Origin of the sequence: Alteromonas gracilis, from assembly GCF_043642145.1 — a bacterium.
GTDB lineage: Bacteria > Pseudomonadota > Gammaproteobacteria > Enterobacterales > Alteromonadaceae > Alteromonas > Alteromonas gracilis_B.
Map to the genome: position 1 here is coordinate 186,031 of NZ_JBHZRZ010000001.1, position 20,185 is coordinate 206,215.

The 20,185-nt window shown below is 43.1% G+C and carries 17 protein-coding genes; 5 read left to right on the plus strand and 12 right to left on the minus strand.

Translation table 11 applies throughout. The annotated features are described in order from the left end of the window. Positions 1-11 precede the first annotated feature (11 nt). The gene (locus ACHUFN_RS00760) at positions 12-434 is read left to right on the plus strand and encodes a DUF3429 domain-containing protein (RefSeq protein ID WP_394220359.1); all 423 of its coding nucleotides are present in this window, start codon (positions 12-14) and stop codon (positions 432-434) included. Positions 435-703: 269 nt separating this feature from the next. Here the strand turns inward: ACHUFN_RS00760 and ACHUFN_RS00765 are convergent, their stop codons facing one another. From ACHUFN_RS00765 to ACHUFN_RS00775, 3 genes are all read right to left on the minus strand, one after another. Beyond that, complete coding sequence (locus tag ACHUFN_RS00765) at positions 704-2,164, minus strand: phosphohexomutase domain-containing protein (RefSeq protein WP_394220360.1); 1,461 nt, start codon at positions 2,162-2,164, stop codon at positions 704-706. A gap of 169 nt (positions 2,165-2,333) precedes the next feature. Next, entirely contained in the window at positions 2,334-2,846 is a 513-nt protein-coding gene (locus ACHUFN_RS00770) for a GNAT family N-acetyltransferase (RefSeq protein ID WP_394220361.1), read from the minus strand. Positions 2,847-3,106: 260 nt separating this feature from the next. Next, entirely contained in the window at positions 3,107-4,069 is a 963-nt protein-coding gene (locus ACHUFN_RS00775; RefSeq protein ID WP_394220363.1) for a glutathione S-transferase family protein, read from the minus strand. 220 nt (positions 4,070-4,289) lie between these two features. On the opposite strand from ACHUFN_RS00775, the gene tcdA reads away from it, so the two are divergent. Together tcdA and ACHUFN_RS00785 are read left to right on the plus strand one after the other, a co-directional pair. Beyond that, on the plus strand, positions 4,290-5,066 hold the full coding sequence (tcdA, locus tag ACHUFN_RS00780; protein ID WP_394220364.1) for a tRNA cyclic N6-threonylcarbamoyladenosine(37) synthase TcdA: 777 nt from the start codon (positions 4,290-4,292) through the stop codon (positions 5,064-5,066). 146 nt (positions 5,067-5,212) lie between these two features. Beyond that, complete coding sequence (locus tag ACHUFN_RS00785) at positions 5,213-5,620, plus strand: hypothetical protein (RefSeq protein WP_394220365.1); 408 nt, start codon at positions 5,213-5,215, stop codon at positions 5,618-5,620. A 68-nt stretch (positions 5,621-5,688) separates the two neighbouring features. Here ACHUFN_RS00785 and ACHUFN_RS00790 read toward each other — a convergent pair whose 3' ends face one another. Further along, positions 5,689-6,177 (minus strand): DUF2919 family protein, encoded by a 489-nt coding sequence (locus ACHUFN_RS00790; RefSeq protein ID WP_394220367.1) that lies wholly within the window; start codon positions 6,175-6,177, stop codon positions 5,689-5,691. A 425-nt stretch (positions 6,178-6,602) separates the two neighbouring features. Between ACHUFN_RS00790 and rimO the strand changes: the two genes are divergently transcribed. Next, the gene (gene rimO / locus ACHUFN_RS00795) at positions 6,603-8,048 is read left to right on the plus strand and encodes a 30S ribosomal protein S12 methylthiotransferase RimO (protein ID WP_394220369.1); all 1,446 of its coding nucleotides are present in this window, start codon (positions 6,603-6,605) and stop codon (positions 8,046-8,048) included. A 212-nt stretch (positions 8,049-8,260) separates the two neighbouring features. On the opposite strand, the gene ACHUFN_RS00800 is transcribed toward rimO, so the two are convergent. The 6 genes from ACHUFN_RS00800 to ACHUFN_RS00825 form a co-directional block, all read right to left on the minus strand. Next, on the minus strand, positions 8,261-8,920 hold the full coding sequence (locus ACHUFN_RS00800) for an SDR family oxidoreductase (RefSeq protein ID WP_394220370.1): 660 nt from the start codon (positions 8,918-8,920) through the stop codon (positions 8,261-8,263). Positions 8,921-9,052: 132 nt separating this feature from the next. After that, positions 9,053-9,802 carry a 3-deoxy-manno-octulosonate cytidylyltransferase gene (gene kdsB, locus ACHUFN_RS00805; RefSeq protein ID WP_394220371.1) on the minus strand — a complete coding sequence of 250 codons (750 nt, stop codon included), beginning with the start codon at positions 9,800-9,802 and terminating at the stop codon, positions 9,053-9,055. A 40-nt stretch (positions 9,803-9,842) separates the two neighbouring features. Beyond that, entirely contained in the window at positions 9,843-10,037 is a 195-nt protein-coding gene (locus ACHUFN_RS00810) for a Trm112 family protein (RefSeq protein ID WP_394220372.1), read from the minus strand. Positions 10,038-10,042: 5 nt separating this feature from the next. After that, positions 10,043-11,074, minus strand: coding sequence for a tetraacyldisaccharide 4'-kinase (gene lpxK / locus ACHUFN_RS00815; protein WP_394220373.1), 1,032 nt, complete (start codon positions 11,072-11,074; stop codon positions 10,043-10,045). After that, on the minus strand, positions 11,071-12,819 hold the full coding sequence (gene msbA / locus ACHUFN_RS00820; protein ID WP_394220375.1) for a lipid A export permease/ATP-binding protein MsbA: 1,749 nt from the start codon (positions 12,817-12,819) through the stop codon (positions 11,071-11,073). The genes lpxK and msbA overlap by 4 nt, the downstream gene beginning before the upstream one ends. Before the next feature lie 166 nt (positions 12,820-12,985). Beyond that, positions 12,986-15,568 (minus strand): DNA internalization-related competence protein ComEC/Rec2, encoded by a 2,583-nt coding sequence (locus ACHUFN_RS00825; RefSeq protein ID WP_394220377.1) that lies wholly within the window; start codon positions 15,566-15,568, stop codon positions 12,986-12,988. A 107-nt stretch (positions 15,569-15,675) separates the two neighbouring features. Here ACHUFN_RS00825 and ACHUFN_RS00830 point away from each other — a divergent pair, with 107 nt between their 5' ends. Beyond that, positions 15,676-16,203 (plus strand): DUF2062 domain-containing protein, encoded by a 528-nt coding sequence (locus ACHUFN_RS00830; RefSeq protein WP_394220378.1) that lies wholly within the window; start codon positions 15,676-15,678, stop codon positions 16,201-16,203. Between the two features lie 124 nt (positions 16,204-16,327). On the opposite strand, the gene ligA is transcribed toward ACHUFN_RS00830, so the two are convergent. Further along, positions 16,328-18,364 carry an NAD-dependent DNA ligase LigA gene (gene ligA, locus ACHUFN_RS00835; RefSeq protein WP_394220379.1) on the minus strand — a complete coding sequence of 679 codons (2,037 nt, stop codon included), beginning with the start codon at positions 18,362-18,364 and terminating at the stop codon, positions 16,328-16,330. Positions 18,365-18,623: 259 nt separating this feature from the next. Further along, positions 18,624-20,174, minus strand: coding sequence for a cell division protein ZipA (gene zipA / locus ACHUFN_RS00840; RefSeq protein WP_394220381.1), 1,551 nt, complete (start codon positions 20,172-20,174; stop codon positions 18,624-18,626). Positions 20,175-20,185: the final 11 nt, after the last annotated feature.

Here is a 20,185-nt window from a genome sequence, read left to right on the forward strand (position 1 = left end):
AAGGAACATCAATGCCCTATTCTGCTGTCTTTTTAGGTATTGCCGGCCTCATTCCTTTTGTAGCTATGCCGTTGGCGTATCAATTAAACCTCTTGCCTCTAACGCAAAGCGCAATTTATTTTGTGCAGTACTCAGCAGTACTATTGTCCTTTTTTGGCGGCATTCACTGGTGGGATGCTGTTAGTAATCAGCGCTATGACAAGCAAATGTTTATTGCGATGTTACCCACCATCGTTGGTTGGGTATGCTTGATTTTTTCTCATGATGTGAAGGTTTTTGGCGTGTTGTCTTTAAGCTACGTGGCTGTACTTATTTATGACAAGTTTACACTTAGTCTACCTAAACAACAGGTGGTAAGTTACATCGGGTTAAGAATTGGATTAACCAGCGTTGTCGTTGTTTGTCATGCGTGGATGATTTACTTGGTGGCTTGATAATGTCGGTTCACTCACACTGTATACCTTACTTGAACTAAGTGGTTGCTAACGCCCAAATAATAGCGTTGCTCTTTAGACAAGGCCTCAGATAAGCATTCAGGGTAAAAGATTTTACCAAAAGCCGTAGTTAAGGTTACGCATAACCATGCAAACCTTTGATAAATAGAGCATTATTGCTACATTAGCGTTTTAAGAAAAAGGGCGACGACACTACGTGTCGTCGCCCTTTTTTTGTAGCTTTGAAGCTTTAGAGATAAGGTTGCACTTTATTCAGATCGAATAAGTGAGAGTAGCTCTTCTGTCATTTGCTCCATTAAAGCGATATCGCCTCTACTTTCTACATTCAGACGAATCACTGGCTCTGTATTCGATTTACGTAAATTGAAACGCCACGAGTCAAACTCAAGACCCAATCCATCTGTAGTATCGATAACGCTCGCTAATGGTCTGTATTTACTTGTTACACGCTCTAACGCGGCGTCTGCATCTTTGAGTTTGCTGTTAATTTCGCCTGACGATGGGAATGCTTCAATGCGCTCTTTTACCATGCTTGCAAGGGTTTGCTTTTTAACGCAAACAAGCTCTGCAATAAGCAACCAAGGGATCATGCCCGAATCACAGTATGCGAAATCTCTGAAGTAGTGGTGAGCGCTCATTTCGCCACCATATACTGCATCTTCTTTACGCATACGTTCTTTTATAAACGCGTGGCCTGTTTTCGATTTAATGGGAGTACCACCTGCGTTCGCTACGATGTCTTCCGTATTCCAATATACGCGTGGGTCATAAATAATCTTGCTGTCGGTGTTCTTTTCTATAAACGCTTCAGCCAATAGCCCGACGATGTAATAACCCTCTATAAACTCGCCGTCTGCATCGAACAAGAAACATCGGTCAAAGTCACCATCCCACGCAATACCAAAATCGGCTCCCGATGCCTTTACAGCGTCTGCCGTATCAGCGCGATTTTCTGGAAGCAAAGGGTTAGGAATACCATTTGGAAATGTTCCATCGGCGTTGTGGTGTACTTTGACAAATTCAATTGGAACACCTTTCGCTTTCATCGCCTCTTCAATAGCATCTAATGCTGGACCTGCTGCTCCATTACCTGCATTAACAACGACTTTTAGTGGCGTAAAGTTATTTAGATCAACGTAGGAAAGCATATGGGCAACGTAATCAGACATACACGATTCAATTTCATACTTGCCCGTTTCCATTAGTTTTGCTTCTTCCACGTGTGACTTTCCATTAAAGAAAGCCTCCTCATCAATCGTCGCATTATTTGTATAATGCGCTAGTCGCTCTTGTACATAACTATTTTCAAGCAATTCCGCTTTTTCTTTAATCGCGTTAAGGCCAGTATCTCCGCTGATAGGTACTGAACCAGCTTTGACCAACTTCATACCGTTATAGTTAATAGGGTTGTGGCTGGCGGTAACTTCAATACCGCCATCTACGCCAAGATGCTTTGTCGCGAAGTAAATTTCTTCCGTTCCTGCCATACCTATATCAGTAACGCTTGCACCAGCATCGATAAGCCCTGCACTTAGCGCTAATTTCAGAGGCGTTGAAGTAAGGCGTACATCACTGCCAACAACAACTGTTTTTGCATTAAGCTCTTTAGCAAACGCGAAACCAATTCGGTATGCAACATCTTCAGTAAGCTGAGAGTTGAGTTCGCCACGAATATCGTACGCTTTAAAGCAGGTAATTGGGGTTGTCATCTAGATCAATATTCCCTGTGTTTTGACTATATAATTACAAAAAACTACTTCCACGTATTTTCAGCACACTACAGCGCTATTTTTCGCAAAAGTAAAAATGCATTTCGAATATATTGATATTAAATCATTAGGGGAAACGAATTACTAACGTAATTTACAAAAACGGACCTTAACGAAGCTTTGTAGCGTGTAAGGCTAGTTCGTATAGAGTGCTATTGCATAGGGTGTTTTGATGGCGATGCTTTTTAATGTAACAAAAGGTTGGCCTGAAGCCATTTTTAACAAGCGCTTTCTCTGACGCTGGATTGTTGTCCATCACCTCCGCGGTAAGTGTAGTAATTCCCATTTCTTGAGCTTGTCTTGATAGAAATGACACACAAAAAGTAGCAATGCCTTTGCCGCTTTGTTGTTCGGCAACACGATAACCAATTTCAGCTTTGTCACCTTCAATATTTTTAATATTCGCACGCGCTAAAATGCGGTTATGTTCAACAAGTACGTGGCTACTGGCTCTTTTTTGACTTTGCAGATAGAGAAGTTCATTGATGTGGTTTCCTACTCCATCGAGTGAATAAAACGCATCTTCTCGAGGCGCTATGACGTTTTCGAAATACGATTTATTGGTAAGTTCGAAATCTAAAAGTGAAACCACGTGTTTATCAGCGATGCGTTCAAATTGCATGACGTGTTTTGCTCCTTTCAAATCACAACAAAAAAACTAAACTATTTACTGATTTCTGCTTCATGGCCCAAGCCCTTGGATATCACTCACTTTCAAAATACGATGATACCCTGAGTGACGTCTGTTTTCACTGCGCTATTGTGTAAGAGACACTCCTGCACCATCGTTTGTAGGCATTCCTGTTACAATTTTCTCAATATATTTGCGTTCACTGGCTTCTAACGTCATTGCGTTTTTCCTGCACAAAACTGAAATTTACTTTACTCAATGCCCTCTCGCCCATGAGGTGATAAAAGATCGTAGTCCGGGCCGACAGGAATTACCTGCGTTGGGTTAATCATGGTGTGACTGTAATAGTAGTGACGTTTGATATGGTCGAAATTTACCGTGTCAGCAATTCCAGGGACTTGGTACAACTCTTTCATGTAACCAAATATGTTTGGATAGTCGGCAATCTGTTTTTTATTACACTTAAAATGTCCGTGATACACTGGGTCAAATCGTATGAGCGTAGTGAATAAACGCCAGTCAGCTTCCGTAATGCTGCTTCCAACAAGATAACGCTGTTTACCTAGCCTTTCTTCTACCATATCTAACGCGTGGAATAAGGCGGTTACTGCTTCTTCGTAGGCACTTTGTGTTGTAGCAAATCCTGCTTTGTATACACCGTTGTTTATATCGTGATAAACCATATTGTTAATGGTATCTATTTCTTCCCTAAGCGCTTCAGGGTAATAATCGTCGTTGTTTTTTGTAAGTGAATCGAACCCGCTGTTAAAAATACGAATGATTTCAGCTGACTCATTATTCACTATTGTTTCCGTTTGTTTATCCCATAAAATGGGGACGGTTACGCGCGTGGTAATGTCTGACTTTGCTTTAGTATATACTTGATGGGCGTAATCAAATCCGTAGAGTTTGTCCCCTGTCGAGCCGGGGTAATCCTTGAACTCCCAACCATTGTCGAGCATTTCTGGGTGGACGACAGACACATCAATATGACCTTCTAAACCTTTAAGCTTTCTAAAAATCAATGCTCTGTGTGCCCATGGACACGCTAAAGACACGTAAAGATGGTAACGACCAGACTCAATCGGAAACGCCGCGCCGTCATCATCGCTTATGGAGTCACGGAACTTAGATGCCTGACGTTCAAACTTTCCGCCATTTTTACTGGTGTCGTACCATTTGTCTTGCCACTTTCCATCAACGAGTAAGCCCATATGTCTGCCCTTTTTTGTGAATGCATTTTAAATATAAGGTTATTTAAACATGTATTGTGTAGAACGTATGTTGCGTTAATTCGGATTTATTATTCGAAAAAACTGGAGTGTGTTGATCTTTGGTGTTCACTTTTGAGATGATGCGCGCCCTGCTGTTATGGTGAAGTGTTTTCTTGGAAATACACACCTTTTTTGTCAATTTAGTAAAGTGAAATAAAGCATGTCTGATGATCCTCGTTTAGGCGGTATAGTGCGTTTATATGGTGCACAGCAAACTAGTAACTTAGTTAATAGCCATGTGGCCGTTGTGGGCATTGGCGGCGTTGGAAGTTGGACCGCTGAAGCGCTTGCACGTTCTGGCGTAGGCAACATCACACTTATCGATTTAGATGATGTTTGTGTTACCAACACAAATCGTCAAATTCACGCGTTATCCAATACAATTGGTGAAGCAAAAGTTGAAGCAATTGCCAAAAGAATTCACCTCATAAATGCAAGCTGCAACGTGCATTGCGTTGAAGATTTCGTAACACCAGAAAATACTGCTTCGCTATTAACAAAAGAAATGCACGCCGTTGTTGATGCCACCGACAGTATTCGTGCTAAAGCAGCTATGATTGCTCACTGTAAGCGCAACAAGATCCCTATTGTCACTGTTGGCGGTGCGGGTGGCCAAATAGACCCCACACAAGTTACAAAGGGTGATCTCGCCAAAACAACACAAGACCCTCTTGCCGCGAAGCTACGCAGTGAACTTCGTCGCAACCACAACTTTAGTAAAAACCCTAAACGTCGATTCGGCGTTGAATGTATCTATTCTACTGAGCAGTTGCGTTATCCTCAGCCAGATGGCTCTGTTTGTTATAATAAATCGACAATGGAAGGCGGTACACGACTTGATTGTGCAGGAGGGTTTGGTGCTGTAGTAACGGTAACTGCAACCTTCGGTATGTTTGCTGCAGCTAGCGTTATCAACAGATTAACTGGACAAAAATAGACTTTGGTCGATAACTTACGCACAATGAAGAATATGCTCAAAAGTTTCGGCATATCAGCTTCAAACAAGAAAAACTAAATATAGCGCCAGCCAGTTATCATTAAGCTGCGTGTACCAACATTATTATCGGTGAGAAGGAGAACAAAATGACACCTGATGAACTCAATAAACTAATGGCAGACTGTGCGTCTGACGCTGTGGCAACCGCGGCAGAAGAGTTCAATATCGTCCTCGATCACTCACCAGCTAGCGTTGAATTAATTGACGATGTATTACTTAGCTTCGTTGATAAATATCATGACCAAGCACTAGAAGACCAAGCCGTGTTTACTATCTGCAATATCTTTGGCGCTTATGTGGGCGAAATATTGAAAGCACAGCTTAGTGGAGAATGGGTTTATGACCAAACTGACCCTAATGCACCTTCTGTGTTTCTAAAAGTAGGCGATAATACCTATGCTTTCGCAGGTATTTGTTACGAACGCTTGGTAAATGATAGCCAAGTTAGCGTAAACGCATACTATCAGCAGGCCCTGTCGAACCACAAACATTAGCTTATCGCCTACTGAACATCAGTCTAAGCACCCATCAATACTAAGGCACCGGCAAAAAGGTTGGTGCCTTACTTTTTATCACTTACGCTTGAATCAACAACTGCCCAGTCCTCTACCATCCAGCGTAAATGGCGACTTCGCCAAACAGCGTAAAATGCAAAAACACAAAACACCATTCTAAGCGCGACAAAAAATTCAAAGCCCCATTGGTGGTCTATTAAATATGTGAACTGAACTGCTAGGAGTAACAAACAGCCTAACTGTATGCTTGGCCGCACTACCCTACGCCACTTTACAAATCCTTTTTTCCAAAGCCGCTCGCGTTGGCTTACTAACACTAGTCCCATTAAGATAGGTAAACTGGCTACAAGTGCAGTGCCCAAACTCGCTTTGTTTGGATAAAAAAAACTTAGAAGCTCACTGGTTTGTGAGCGAGAAGCAAGTGAAAAGATAAAGGCAATCCAATCAATACATAGCATAAGTGAAAGTGCGTAAAGCCACTTAGGCGGTAAAATACGGCCAGACTCATCGTAAAATTGTAGGGGGAGTTTAAGCATTTACATAACCAAGCTCGTGCGGTCTCCCCTAATTTGGGACATCACGAGAAACCAATGTTAGCCAATTACCGTTTACAATGGGGGGCAACGCATAAAATAAAACCCTATCTTGAGAATTTGTTTTATTAACTTACCGCCTTACGTAATTGCGCTGTCGATGGCGACGTCGTCGTTGCTTCAGAAAATATATTGAGACAAGGTGTTCATTAACTCAGTGAATACGACCGAAGCCATATTACTATTTAAAAAACACCAATTAATATAAATTTTTAATACTTATAGTTAAGCTATGTATGAAAACGTGCATTAACTCATAAACTTAAAATGAGGTAAACAAATTGAACAGTAACAGCTGAGTTCTTCTTCGTTTTACTGTATAATCCGCGCCCATTTTAAGCACAGTCATTCCCTAGGTGATATTTTAGATGACAGTAGAAACGTTTAATCCAAACAAAGTAGTAAATAAAACCACAACGCTAGAAACGCCAGTGAAGGTGCTAAGTGACAACAAATCTTCACAACAAAGCAATGGCAGCAGAATTGGTTTTGTTAGCTTAGGTTGTCCTAAGAACTTGGTTGATTCAGAGCGTATTCTTACTCAGCTTCGCACCGAAGGATATGATGTAGTTCCTACCTATAACGATGCAGATTTGGTTATTGTTAACACATGCGGCTTTATTGATGCGGCGGTTGAAGAGTCTTTAGATACCATTGGCGAAGCGCTGAAAGAAAACGGTAAAGTTATTGTTACTGGATGCCTAGGCGTAAAAGAAGACGAAATTCGGGAGCTACACCCAAATGTACTGGCTATTACTGGCCCACATGCTTACGAAACGGTTGTTGAACAAGTTCATGAACACTTGCCTAAGCCACAGCATAATCCGTTTGAAGATCTCATTCCCGACCACGGCGTTAAGTTAACACCTCGTCACTATGCTTATTTGAAAATATCAGAGGGCTGCAACCACCGTTGTACATTCTGTATTATTCCTTCAATGCGCGGTGACCTTGTCAGTCGTCCAGTAGGAAATATTCTTGATGAAGCTAAGCGTTTGAAAGATGCTGGTGTAAAAGAGCTATTGGTAATTTCTCAAGACACTAGCGCCTACGGTGTAGATGTAAAACATAGAACGGGTTTCTGGAATGGTATGCCAGTAAAAGCACATATGCAGCAGCTATGTGAAAAGCTTGGCGAAATGGGCATTTGGGTGCGTTTACACTATGTTTATCCCTACCCGCATGTTGACGACCTCATTGAGCTTATGAATGAAGGTAAAATTCTTCCATATTTAGATATTCCATTTCAACACGCTAACAAGCGAATTCTAAAGCTAATGAAACGCCCAGGAAGCGCAGAGCGTGTTTTAGAGCGAGTGAAAAAGTGGCGCGAGCAATGTCCATCTTTGGTTATTCGATCAACATTTATTGTGGGCTTCCCTGGTGAAACAGAAGAAGAATTTGAGGAATTGTTAGATTTCATTCGTGAAGCACAACTCGATCGCGTTGGCGCATTTGCCTATTCACCTGTAGAGGGAGCACGTGCAAACGATCTACCCGACCCTGTACCGGAAGAAATTAAACAAGCCCGTCTTGCACGTTTTATGGAAGTTCAAGGTGAAATTAGTGCAGCTCGTTTAAAAGCAAGAATTGGTAACGAGTATCAAGTCGTTATCGACAGCGTGGACGCAGAAGGCGCTGTTGGACGAACTTATGCAGACGCGCCAGAAGTTGACGGCTTAGTTCATTTGAACGGCGTTTATGACGTAAAACCAGGCGATCGAGTATGGGCCGAAGTAATACACGCCAATGAACACGATGTATGGGCAGTACTTTCTGAAGATCAGGATTCAGAAGAAGACGCAGCTCAATAGGTCAAAAAATAAGGTACGCTGATAAATTCAGCGTTCTATTTAGTACTCATAAGCCCTTTCAATTGTTTACCAGCTGAAAGGGTTTTATATATAACAAACCTTTTATATAAATTAATTAAAAGGTTAATGCTTCCTCCAGCGATGGTTGGTACAAAACTGAAATAAAACAAGCGCTCACCTAGCAGTAAGCGCTGGATTTCTAAATGCTTAGGCTACCATGGCAGTATTTCGCCATTTGAATGAATGAATCGCCCAGCATTGTCTAAGTTCAACTCATCGATGCGCGCTGCTAAACGTTCAGCACATGTGTCTGCATCGATATCGCCAGCACCGTTTACCATTTCCGTTTGCACAAACCCAGGGTGGAAAATGCCTACCGCAATGCCCTTTGGTTTGAGATCATTAGCCATCGACACCCCTGCAGCATTGAGCGCAGCTTTGGACATGCGATATCCGTAATAGCCGCCAGACCCGTTATCAGCCATTGAACCCATGCGACTGGTAATTAGCGCCACTTTGCTGTTTTCAGCCATAGATGACATAAGCGTTTGAGTGACTAAAAGCGGCCCCAGGGCATTAACGCGAAATTGATAATCGATGGTATTTGGGTCCCAGTCGTCAAGGCTTTCGCGGCCCAACACACCAGCATTATTGATAAGTAAATCAATTTTCACATCCGTCAATGGTGCAAGTTTTTCCGCCAGCATTTCTGGTTGTGAAACATCAACGCCTTTAATGATTGTGACACCAGCATTGTTTAATTCATCACAACTATTACGGCATGTGGCAGAAACTTTGGCACCTCGAGCTTTGTATTGCTTGGTAAGCGCTAGCCCTATACCGCGGTTGCCTCCAGTAATAACTACGTTCATAACGATTCCCTTGTTACAGTGTGTTTACGTTTCTTTGTTTTTATCAACTTATTGTAAGATTCGGCTGATTTTTGGTTCGTCTTAGTGCGCTTAGCATAAATGGACTAGACTTACACCAGCACTCGTATCTCGTTAACTTATAGTATTTAAAAGTCTTTCTAGATCTTCCGGTGTATCAATTCCAATGGGCGGGGGCGCAGTGGCTACCTCGCAATGAATTTTATCGCCATACCAAATAGCACGAAGTTGTTCTAACGACTCAATTTGTTCAAGTTGACTTGGTGCATAAGCAACATACTGTTTCACATAATTAGCGCGATACGCATAAATACCAATGTGGCGTTTGTAATGAGCAACATTTGCCGATTTCGGGTTTGCCATCATATGATCGCGCTCAAAAGGAATAGGAGAACGAGAAAAGTAAATCGACTCACCTTTTTCGTTCACTAGCACTTTTACAATATTGGGGTTAAATACATCTTCCACGCTCGCGATGGGTGTTGAAAGCGTCGCCATTTGGCATTGAGGAGCATTTGCCAAATTATTTGCAACCTGCCTGATGTTTTCAGCCGGAATAAACGGCTCATCACCTTGCACGTTAACAACAATAGTGGAACTCGGAATATTTTCTTTTTCAATGACTTCAGCGATGCGCTCAGTGCCTGATTGGTGGTTTAAAGATGTCATACAAACCTGTGCAAAACCAACGACAACATTTTGGATGCGCTCATCGTCTGTGGCAACAATGATGTTGTCAGCCCCTGCTTCTTTAGCGCGTTCAACAACATGCTGAATCATTGGCTTTCCACCAATTAGAGCAAGAGGTTTGCCAGGAAATCGGCTAGAACCAAATCGAGCGGGAATCACTACGGTAAATGACATATGTTTTTAGCCCCTATTTACCACTTAGAATTACATTAAATTAGCGCGTAGCGTCTAATTCGTCTAACGACAGTTCTGTTGCTTTGCTTTCAATAAGAACTGGAATTCCGTCCTTAATATCAAACGCCAAACGGTCGAAACGACACACTAATTTAGCGTTGTCCTCACTAAGTACTAGTTTTCCTTTGCACACTGGGCAAGCCAAAACTTCTAAAAGCTTTTTATCAAATGCCATTGTTATTATTCCTGTCCGCTTTGATGAATGGTCAAACCTGCCTTAGCCAGTTTGACGTTGATTAAATTGAAAAAATCTGGCGCTAAGTGCGCAGTTACTGGTAAGAACCAACAATCTTCATGAGCAAATGATGCTATTTTCACTGCATCTTTTTCTGTCATCAGAACTCTGTTGCTTGGGAGGTCAGAAGGCGCAATAGCGTTATGATCAGCCAAGGGAATCGCTTGTGAAAGTTGAATCCCCATCTCTTTGAGCTGGCTGAAAAAACGCTGAGGAGAACCGATGCCCGCTATAGCGCTGCAAGGTACTTTTCTAATCTCCTCGAGTGTGTTCGTTCTTACTCTATTTGAAACAGAAGTGAAATCTCCTGGTACCAATGTCATTAAGAATTGAGGAGCAACGGGGGTTTCAAACGTGGGCATTGAGCGACTGTTATGTATTAGGGCATCAACTTTACCCAGTCGCCACTGCCCCTCTCGCAGCGGCCCCATAGGAAGCAAGAATCCACTGCCTACTTTTCTGTCGTCCATCACAACCAATTCAATGTCGCGATGTAGCGCGTAATGCTGAAGGCCATCGTCACAAATGATCAACTGACATTGTAATTCATCGCTTAAGTATGCTGCGCCACGTGCTCGCACAGGGTCAATAACAACATCGCATTGACTTCTAATTGCTAGCAACCGGGGTTCGTCCCCTACTTCTGAGGCTGCATCATCTGCCTTCACTAACCGCGGATAAATGGGTGATTTAGCCCCATAACCACGACTTAAAATTCCAACTTTAATGCCCTGCTTTTGGTAATACTCGGCTAATGCTAAAACAACGGGCGTCTTACCATTACCTCCAACAGAAATATTTCCAACTACAATAACAGGCACATTCGCCTTAAACGTATTTTTGATGCCTAATTTAAATAGCAGTCTTCGAATAGCCGACACAAAGTAAAACAGCAGTGCAAAAGGTGAAAGAAGCCAGACTAGTGCATGGCCAAAATACCACTTGTCGTGCAGTGTTTTAATCTGTTTGTCGCTCACTTACTTTCACCAAACTGAAGGGCGTGTAACTGAGCGTAATGTCCGCCTTTTGCTAGCAGTTCATTGTGCTTACCTTGCTCAATAATACGACCTTGTTCGACCACCATTATGCAATCTGCGCTTTCAATGGTTGATAAGCGATGGGCTACGACAATACTCGTGCATCGTTTTTGAAGCGCTACCAGTGCATCTTGTATTAGGCGTTCTGATTCAGTATCTAGGGCTGACGTTGCTTCATCCAATATGAGTATGGGTGCCTCAGCTAGAATCGCCCGCGCGATTGCAAGGCGCTGACGCTGTCCACCAGAAAGCATTAACCCATTTTCCCCAATTACGGTATCTAAACCGTCTGGCAAATTGCCCAAAAATTCCTCGACGTGCGCCATTTTAGCCGCATTTTTGATGTCGTCGCGCGACACGTTTTGTCGCGCGCCATAGGCAATATTGTTTGCTATAGTGTCATTAAACAAGGTCACGTTTTGGGAAACCACAGCAAATTGCGCGCGTAAGTCTTTTAGGTCGATATCGTTAAGTACCGTGTCATCTAAGCGAATTTGCCCTTCTTGCGGTACGTAAAATCGTGTTAGCAGTGATGATATTGTTGATTTCCCGCTTCCCGAGCGCCCTACTAATGCTATAGACTGGCCAGGTTTCGCGGTAAAGCTAACGTTTGATAATGCCGGGGTCTGTTTTCCAGGGTAAGAGAACGTCACGTCATCGAACTCTATTTTCCCCTTAGCGCGTTCAATCTTAGTTTGACCTTTATCTTCTTCGTCAGCCTCATCAAGTATTTCAAAAATACTGGTACACGCTGCCATGCCCTTTTGAAACTGGTTGTTAATTGTTGTCAACTGCTTAAGGGGTTTAAGCAGCATAACCATGCAGAAAACCACGTTTATAAATACACCTGCGGTTAGCTTTTCCAACATACCGGGGGTACTAGCAATAAACAGCACAACGGCAAGAGCAATCGATGCAATGACCTGAATAGACGATACACTTAAAATAGACGTAACGTTGAGTTTCATTGATTGTTGGCGATTATGATTATTTTTCTGCGCAAAACGCTCACGTTCAATATCTTGGCCACCGAACATGATTACCACTTTATGCCCTCTCACTGCCTGTTCGACAGAAGAGGTTAAATTTCCCATCGACTGCTGAATGTTCTTACTAACCACCCTAAAACGTTTACTAACGATAGATACAATGATTGCAACGACAGGCCCAATTAAAAGAAAAATGAGAGACAACTGCCACGAATAATAAAACATGACACAAAGTAAGCCGATAACCAGCGCGCCTTCGCGCACCAGTGTTAGAAGAGCTTTGCCAGAAGCATTTGCCACTTGTTCAGTGTCGTACGTTACCTTACTTATTAAGCCCCCAACGGCGTGATTATCGTGGAATGACACAGGCAAATGAATATATTTTTCAAACAGTTGCTGACGCATACGCATGACGACTTGTGCGCCTATCCAGCTTAGCGTGTAGCTGCCCATAAAGTTGAAAACACCACGTAGGAGAAACAGCGGCACAATAGCGTAGGCGGCTAATCGCAAATAATCACGGTCGTTCTTGCCCAAAGATTCATCAATCATTGGCTGTAGCTGAGAGAAAACGAATGTATCTACAGCGGAGTAACCAATCATTCCAATAATGGCAAAGACGAAAGGAACTTTGTACGCTTTTAAATACTGTAAAAATCGCTTAATTTGATAATCCGAGTTGTCGGCTTGTTGCATGTAGTTTTTTTAACCTGTTTGAAACGTTAACAAAAACGCGTTAAACGTATTGTACTCGTTCTCACTCTAATTCACTAATATAGCGGCAAAATTGGTTAATCTGCCAACTAGCTGGATAATGTGTGGGCACTTCACTGCCATTTAAAGGCTTGTACCATGCGAGCATTCACCGCAGCAAATGTCTAGGTGCCCTCGCTTGTAAATACCAACGTTTTTTCAAATTGACTCGCTGGGTTTCGATTTTAAAGTTTATCTTGTTAAATGTAACCCTTGTATAGCCATGATAGCTTGTTAAATACTGGGTTACCTCGTTGTTTTCATACCGCTTAGCCACTGACTTAGCTGGAAACTTCCAGCGATTCTCGAAGCCTTGAGTAAATATAACGGCTCGCGGGTTCACTTTTTTGATAAAAATATCAGTTGAAGATGTTTTGCTGCCATGGTGAGGCGCTATCAGTATGTCTGAATTTAAAGCGAAAGAGCCTATCTTTTGCTCGTGTACAATTAAGGCATACTCGCTGCTCTTTTCAATGTCACCAGGGATTAAAACACTACCCATTGTGTCATGTATTTTGACTACGCAAGAAGTGGCATTTGTATCCAGTGTATTCCCTTTTAGTGGCCACATGAATTGGATGGTAAGGCCTTGCCAAATGAAAACCTTACCACGTTCACACCCATTAGTAGGCGAATAGAATGCAGCGTTTGCAGTCTTTACGTGTTGCTTAAGTGTCATTGCACCGCCAGCGTGATCGTTATCGCTGTGCGTATGGATCACATGATCGATAGACTGTACTTTTAGCTTTTCTAGAAGCGGAAGCATGTGTTGCGAAGCCGTTTGGGCAACACCATTATACTGTGCCCCCGAGTCTATTATTATTGCCCTTTCACCTTTGGTCACCATTATGGCACTTGCTTGTCCAGCGTCCATTACATGAAGCGTCCAACTTTCGCCGTGTTGCGGTTGCCAGCCTACTACACCGCTTACAGCTGGAATAAAAAGCAGCAACGAACATAAAGCTTTGAAGCGCCAACTGGGTAACATGACCAGTACAATCGCCCCTACCGCACATATTGCTGCCCCACTATCAATTAAAAGGTTAACGGCGCTCCAATTGAACCTGCTGAGCTTATCTAGCAGGTGCAACAAGTATCCAAAAAGCAGATCGCAGTATTGAAGTACTAGCACACTTATGCGATTAACAAATTCAATGTTCAAATAATGCAAAGATAGCAGCGAAAACAAAGAAATAGGCATTAACAAAGTGATAATGGGTAAAGCAATTAAATTTGCGATTATCGCAATAAAACTTACGCTCCCAAACCAAATCAGAGTCAATGGCATCATAAACACGCTTAGCGCAATTTGTAGCTTCAATAAAACTGTATACCAAGTACCGCGATGCAGTCCTAAAACACAAACTAAAAACCAAATAAAAAAAACTGCACCAATACTTAGATAAAAGCTGGCTCCTAACATTGATAAAGGAAAAAACAGTAAGCTCAACGCCAGCATAGCTAACCCTATATTAAGCGGTCGCCAAACTAACCGCGCCGTGGACAATAGACAGCCTATGCAGAGTAAAATAAATGCACGTACTACAGGTAGTGCGCTGCCACTTAACAACACATAAAAAGCACAACTAGCCATAACCACACAAAACACCAGAATTCTCACGGGAGCAACAAATTTAAACCCAGGCCAACTTTGCAACATCATTTCAAGCTTGGTAACAGGCCTTCCAACCGCCTGAGCAAAAGTAAAAACCAAAGGGTTTAGCAGAAGAAGACACACGCCAGCGACTATAGAAAGGTGCATACCAGAAATACTAAATAGATGACCTGTGCCTGTGCGTTGAAGTAACGTCCAGTCATCATTGGTAAATGCACGTTTATCTCCCAACAGTAATGCATTCCACCATGCCTTATGCTCTAGCTGTAAATACGACAATGTTTTTGCTAATGCGCGGCGCTCGCTGTGATGGTGTGAAGACTGAATTGATGAAACTGATTTAATATAGCCTGTAGCGTGAACAAATTGACTAACCAAATGCTGTTGTCGATTAAATCCTATGGGATTTGCTAAGCCGTAAGCTGGCTTCAGTTTAACTACCGCCGTGAATCTATCCCCGTTGTTAAGACATTCTGTTCTATTGTTATAAGCGGCTAAGCCAAACTTTGGTTGTTTATAGGCACCATGGTTATGGTCGTGAGAATGGGTATCGGATACGTGGTTCTTTGGAACCTCACTCACCTTTGAATAATGGGCATGTGTTAACCTGACTTTAAAATCAAAAACGAAAGTTAGCGCGTCTTTTAAAGGGATATTTTTTAGCAATGTGGCGGTGCTATGATTATTCAATGTCTCAATAGCAACGATATAATGATAAGTGTCAAGCGTACGGCTAGCAGGTGAAGCTGCACAACCACCAGAGATGACTCGCCCGGAAATTGTGACATCTTGTTGAATTTTCCCGTGGGGCAGTTGCCAAGCGTAGTAAAAATGCCCTACACTCGCCACCCAAAGTACACCCACTAGCAAACCGCTAACGGCCGTACAAAGCAGAGCTCCCAATGTAGTTTGTTGATCTGCGTTGTAGTACTGAGATAGCAAGTTAACAACACCAACAATAATAAGTATAGCGGTTATCACCGCCATACTGTCTAGACTGGGTAGTTTTTGCCAGAAAACAGCACTTATTGCGCCCGCGCAAAAACAGCTTAACCAAATTGTGATACGATTGACCATGTTTTCACGTAGCAATGACAGTTAATGGCTGTGACAAGTGCATTGGCATGTTACAGAAGTCCATGCTCTGTCATTTTTGTTTTTATTTTCGAGATGCATTGATATTTATGCCTAAGAAATTTATTCGACGTTTTTTGCCAGACCACCAGAGCATTAAGCAAAACAAAGCCTTAAAGATTTTTGGTAACGTGCTTCACGAACCGAACCTTTGGCATTTGAACCGTCGTTCTGCATCTGGAGCGTTCGGTATTGGCTTATTCTTCGCTTTCTGGCCTGTGCCATTTCAAATGTGGCTTTCTGCCGGGCTGGCTATTCCGTTTCGAGCAAATTTACCCTTGTCTGTTGCAACGGTTTGGGTGACAAACCCTTTCACCATTCCCCCTATATTTTATGGTGCTTATAAGGTGGGCACTACTGTACTTGGGACCAAACCTGAGCACTTCGAATTTCAATTCAGCTGGCAATGGGTTGTAGAGAGCATCAATACAATTGGGCCAGCGTTTTTAGTGGGCTGCGGCATTTGCTCCGTGGTGTTTGGCCTAGCTGGGTATTTTTCATTAAACTGGGTGTGGCGTTTTCAAGTGAGAAAAGCTTGGGAAAGAAGGCGTCAATTACGCAGCCAAGAGGCGCAATAAATAACGCCAAGAGTTAAACGCAAAAACGCCACATCATTGATGTGGCGTTTTTGTTTGTAACACTGGTGCTTGTTAGGGCAAATGAATGACAATAAAGCCCTAACAAGGTGTATCTTCTGACTGTTTATTTCTCATGCTCTGCAAGAAAGGCAATAAGTGCAGCTTCGTCCCATACCTCAACATCTAATTCTTGTGCTTTCGTCAATTTAGAACCCGCTTTCTCGCCAGCAACCAAGAAGTCAGTATTTTTACTTACCGAGCCAGCTACTTTAGCGCCTAATATCTGTAAGCGTGCTTTAGCATCAGAACGGCCCATTTCATTCAGCGTGCCTGTAATAACACACGTTTTGCCTTCCAGTGGAAGGTTGTCCGCATCTGGTTTTTCTATTGCGGGCCAATTGATACCTTCTTTTAAAAGTGCATCTATGACTTCGGTATTGTGAGATTCATTAAAGAAATTGAAAATATGAGTAGCGACTACCTCGCCCACATCTTGAACTTCAACTAATGCCTCTAACGTGGCTTCACGTATAGCGTCTAGCGTTTCAAAATGTGCCGCTAGGTTAGCAGCGGTTGCTTCTCCGACCTCTCTGATACCCAGCGCATACAGAAACTTAGCAAGAGTGGTTTGTTTGGACGCCTCAAGAGACGATAATAATTTACTGGCCGATTTCTCCGCCATTCGTTCAAGCCCCACAACATCGCCTAATGAAAGCGTGAAAAAGTCAGCGGGACTGTGTACAAGGTCGGCATCTACTAGTTGGTCTACTAACTTGTCGCCAAGACCATCGATGTCAAAAGCTTTACGAGAAGCAAAATGCTTAAGCGCTTGCTTACGTTGCGCCGCACAAATAAGCCCCCCAGTACAACGCGCAACAGCTTCGTCTTCAAGCTTTTCTACTTGTGAATTACAAACGGGGCATTGGCTAGGAAACTGAATATCGCTTTCACTACCTTCGCGATTGGCTTCAACCACGGAAACAACCTGTGGAATCACATCTCCAGCACGGCGAATCACCACGGTGTCGCCAATTTTCACGCCCAAGCGCATAATTTCATCTTGGTTATGCAGCGTAGCGTTAGACACGGTTACGCCGCCAACAAAAACAGGCTCTAAGCGCGCAACAGGGGTAATTGCGCCAGTTCGCCCTACTTGAAACTCCACGTCTAGAAGCTTGGTTACTTCTTCTTGTGCGGGAAACTTCTGTGCAATTGCCCAGCGTGGAGCACGGGCCACGAAACCAAGCGTCGTTTGTAAATCAATACGATTAACTTTAAATACAACACCATCGATGTCATACGCCAAGTTATCTCGTTTTTGTAGAATATGATTGTAATAATCTAAGCAACCCTTACCGCCCTCTGCCGTGTCAATATCCGGGCAAAGCGGCATTCCCCACTTACCTAATTGAATCAAGCGTTCGCTATGTGTAGTTGGCAGGTCAAAGCTTTCTGGCTGAACAACACCTAGCGAATAGGCGTAAAACATCAATGGGCGTTTAGCAGTAATCTTCGAATCAAGCTGACGCAAACTTCCCGCGGCTGCATTACGAGGGTTCGCAAATACTTTTCCACCCGTTTCTTTTTGGTGCTCGTTTAACTTTGCAAAACCGTCTCGAGGCATAAAAACTTCTCCGCGCACTTCTACGCGCTGTGGGTAATTTTCCCCGCGTAATGTCAATGGCACGTTAGAAATTGTACGCACGTTGGCGGTGATGTTCTCTCCAACTTGGCCGTCACCCCGCGTTGCCGCTCGAACTAATTCACCATTCTCGTATAAGATGCTTACTGCAAGGCCATCTAATTTAGGCTCACAACTAAAACTCAGGCTCGCTGAATCTTTCAACCTGTCTTTAAGTCGCTTTTCAAATGCAAGCAGCGACGCTTCATCAAAGGCATTATCTAGCGATAACATAGGTACGTCGTGCGTCACCTGTTCAAACGCAGACAGTGCAGCGCCTCCCACTTTTTGGCTAGGCGAATTAGGGCTCATAAGCGCGGGATAATGTTTTTCAAGCGCAATTAGCGCCTGCATATCTCGGTCGTAAACCGCATCGGGAACAGATGGATCGTCTAAAACGTAATACTGGTAGTTGTATTCATTTAAAGTATTGCGAAGTTCTGCAACTTTCTTGGTTGCTTGCTCTAAAGTGTCAGACATGGGTGTGTTGTCACGCCTTTTAATTGTTTAAATGTTTTACGGTATGTAGCCTGGGGAGAACTGCGTTCGGGCTACTATGGTTCTTAAAGTGTGGCTGCAAAAGCTGATGAATAAAATAGAAACGATCAGAACATGACTTAATCAGTCTTGCCAACGCGCCTAATAATGGAAAAGGGCCTGGGTGTTAACCAAGTCCTTTTACCATTAAGCTTTCCTCAAACTAATGAACGTAAAGCCTGTTTTGCTCACTACATTTACGCTAATTACGAGCTATCATTCGTTTGCGTTCAAATTCACGAATTTTCTCAACGTATTGCTGTAATCCCTGCTTGGTCAAGACGCTACGTCGCCCATCTAAGACTTGAGCGCCGAATTCATCAGCTAGCTTACGAGCGGCATTATGCATCATGTTAAATACTTGATGTGGATCGCCTTCAATAGGCAATATCATAAACAACGAAACGCCTTGTGTTTCAAAGTTCTCAAGGTTATCGATATCAAAAACGCCAGGCTTAAACATGTTAGCGAGACTAAACAGTACTGGCCCCTTACCATTAGAATTAACATGGCGATGGAATATGTCTTGATCGCCAAACTTAAAACCAAGTGTTAGTAACATGGGAAGCAAAGCAGCACCTGCAATGGGTTCACCCTCTGGCATTCTGACATTGAGCACCAACACTTCAGGCTCAACAGACGGCGATTTCGCTGTTTCTTGAGCACGTTCGTTACCCGCACTACGGTCATCAGATGCATTCGCACTAAAGCTCTCTTGCTGATAATCAGTTGAAGCCTCACTAGTGTCGAAGTCGATGCGCATTTGATCGTCACCGAAATTAGGCTCTTCACGTCTTCTAACAGACGATTTGTTTCGTTTACTACGCGCAAAGCGTTTTGTCTGTTCTGCTTCACCTTGCAATTCGCTTGAAGAGAACGACTCTTCAGGCGCATCCAAACTGAAATCTGCTACTTCTCGCTCATTCCTAGCTGGCGTTTTTTGCAATTCAGGGGCTTCTTCAAGCGTTGGGTCAACATAAAACTTTTGCGCAGCACGTGTTGGTTCAACACGAAATTCCTCGCCATCTCTGTCACTTCGGTTTACTGAGCGTTGATGCTCATTGGCTTGTGCTGACCCAGTTGTATCTTCAGTTTCTCTCGATATATCTTGAGCGTTACCTTGTGATGTACGGCGGACGTCTTCAAAACTGCCGTTTTCGTCAACAGTATCCTCGCTCCCCTCTTTCAGCAAAAAACCAGGAGGCTCTGGAAACGCCGCAACGTTGTTATCAATCTTGCCCGGTGCTGATTCCGAGAAGCGCGATTGCCCCTTCATGTGTGGCTTAGGGTTCGTTACCACTGAACCGTACAACTTAGGCTCTTCAGCCTGATTTTCATTTAAATCAACATCGGAACCCTTGTTTAGACTCTGCATAGCTTGCTGCTCTTCACCTTCATCGCTGTCTTGATGGTGTTGGTGCGAGGAAGTTTGAGATAAGCGGTTATGATCGCTTTCAAAAGTATCACCATGTTGTGAATGATCGTCGTTTACATCATGCGTTGACGACCCACTATCATAAGCTTGCTCTTTACCCACAACCCTTACGGCACCAATACCCAGTTCGTCAAAGCCTTCTTTGCTGTCAGACTCATAATCATTGTCGTCGTCAGTGTCCTGCCATTGACGCGGCTCTAAGCGCTCTTTTTCTGTTGGCTTACTATTTTTACGAATTTTCCAAATACCATGGGCAAGCACTGCGATAATAAATACCGTGCCTCCAAGGAGTAAAAATAAACGTAACTGATCTTCCATTTAATTTCTTT